Here is a 2,276-nt window from a genome sequence, read left to right as displayed (position 1 = left end):
CAGATTCTCCTGTAGCGCGGTATGAAAAAATCAGCACCAAGATAAAAGCTGACATTGGAATGTTGGCAACGGCTGCCACGAGAGTGATTGCGCGCAGCCCTGTGTGGCTAAATACAAAACGGAACCCATCAGTCGAGGACTTTAGAACAGAAACATTTGTGTCGTGTTCTTCGGGTAGCAGATTTGCTGACGCTGAATTAGGCTTTCGAGGAACGAGAGCGCAGGCGATGGCATGGAATGCTCCCTGGACAAAAAGAGCTAAGTGGGGGTTTAAACCGTAAAGAAGTCCGGCGCTCGGTCCGCCGAAAACTTCCGCAGTGGATTCACGTCCATGCGCGATAGCATTTGCTGTACCTAGATCGCTTGTAGGGACCATCTGCTTGATGAGACTTTGTTCGCTTGGTGCGTCGAATGCAGAGAGCGCGGAAGCGAGAACGATGCATAAAACTATGGGGAGTAACGGAAGATCACTAAAGGAGAGCATGAGAGCAATGCTGATCCAAATGATCGTTTGAGCGAGAGTAACTCGTTTTAGCACTACTGAGGGATGAAACTTATCTGTTAATGCACCGGCAAACAGGCTCAAAAGAATAAGCGAACCTGTTCCAAAAGCTGATACTGATCCTGCCAGTGTGGCGTTTTTGCTTATGTCAAAAATCAATAGTGGAACTATTACTGAAGCCATTGCATAACCAGTTTGGTTGAACGCCATTGTTCCGACTAAGCGGCGATAGCCAGGAATACTCATTAAGGTGGCCATTTCTTAGTCCTTTCATGAAGGCTAATGTTGGCAAGACGAGGGGAAATCAATGGAATATTGATTTGAATAGTCTGCAAGGTTTTGATGTAGAACTTTGCCCATAGATAAGTTGGTTCTTGAGACTAAGAACCTTAAGGCTTCGAGTGAAGCCAATGCACTGGCTATTGACACGATAGGTGCTATCGCAGCGTTAATTCCAACAGGGGTTTCCTCGTAGAGTCCAGAAGTATTATTCTGTTGCAGCCGTTGTTTTTCACTTTCTCGAAGGCATCGGTAGCACCCTGTCGTTCCGGGGACAAAAGTCGCGCAAACCGCCATCGGCCCGGCGTAGCTGCAGTCAATCCAGGGCTTTTTGGTGGCTATTGCGGCTTCTGATACCCAATATGCCGATTCGGGTGGGTTGTCGATTGCTCTTATAACTAGATCTACTTCCTTGAAAATGGGAATTAATTCCTCTACTCCTTCAATTTTTCGCTCGATCGTACGTACTGAGCAATCGCTATTTAACTCTCTAATCCTATTTTTGAGTTCATCAGTCTTTAATTTGCCGATAGATTTTTCCGAATAAGCAATTTGTCGATTCAGGTTGGACAACTCGACAGTGTCAAAATCAACGAGAGTTATTTTTCCTATTCCACTTGCGACCATCTGTAACGCGATGCTAGATCCAATGCCTCCGGCCCCTAAAATGCAAATGCTCGACGAGCAGATAATTTCTTGAGGAGCCCATCGATCAAATTTCCCAAATCCGCCTAGCCATGAGTAGAGAGCAGTACTGCGAGAAAAACGAGTCTGTTGTTCTGGGGTTAAGTTGGGTTGAGAAATGGCCTCAATGTGTCCTAGCTGGATTAGCTTCTCCAGCAGAGTATGTGCATTAAAGGGAGAAATTCCCGTTTGCTTAGCGATCTGTTCGGTAGCTTCTTGCTGATTTAGGGTGCCGTTCAAAATTTTATTCAATTTTTGGAGATGGTGGTCTGGATCCTGGACATAGTGGCCGATTCCTGCCGTGTTTGATCCAACAACTGACCTGCCATCCCCTAGAGGCCTAACTTCATGGGCGGTCCGGAATGATATCAAGGACATTGTTCTCCCTAAAGTAAAAAGGGGGCCCGAATGTATTCAGGTCCCCGTGGTTGTCTGATGTTTTATGCCTGTCCAACGCGGTGGGCTTCCATCAGATTCTGGGTGGAAATCACTTCAAAATCGAATGACATTGGCCTCCTCCTTTCATGAGTGAAGTTACAGAAAAGGTAGCAGTGATCCAAAGCATAGTCAATGAAAAATATAATTTAAATCTCTAAGGGGTGAACGTATGACATATTTTATAATGTTTAAAAGGCATCTCATGTGAAGGTTGTCTGGGGTGGTGGTTTGTTGCTGTGACGTCTTTCGAATTTCCAGGGTCACAGCTTTGACTATGGCCAACTTGCCCAATGATTGCGGTGATTGAGTGGTGTTTTGGTGTTAGTGTTATGACGTTAAAATGAAGCGTCCTGGGTTTAGTTCCTACCTCAGC

2 protein-coding genes are annotated in these 2,276 nt (G+C 45.7%); both read right to left on the bottom strand.

Annotated elements, in window-relative coordinates; genetic code table 11:
• A partial coding sequence (locus HMPREF3148_RS13060) for an MFS transporter (protein ID WP_141741063.1) occupies positions 1-760 on the bottom strand: 760 nt, incomplete at its 3' end.
• A gap of 21 nt (positions 761-781) precedes the next feature.
• The gene (locus tag HMPREF3148_RS13055; RefSeq protein WP_161798068.1) at positions 782-1,717 is read right to left on the bottom strand and encodes a HesA/MoeB/ThiF family protein; all 936 of its coding nucleotides are present in this window, start codon (positions 1,715-1,717) and stop codon (positions 782-784) included.
• Positions 1,718-2,276: the final 559 nt, after the last annotated feature.

It is taken from the genome of Corynebacterium sp. HMSC05D08 (assembly GCF_001807215.1).
GTDB classification, from domain to species: domain Bacteria; phylum Actinomycetota; class Actinomycetes; order Mycobacteriales; family Mycobacteriaceae; genus Corynebacterium; species Corynebacterium striatum.
The sequence above is the reverse complement of the archived record's forward strand: the minus strand, read 5'-3'. Positions and strand labels throughout refer to the sequence as shown.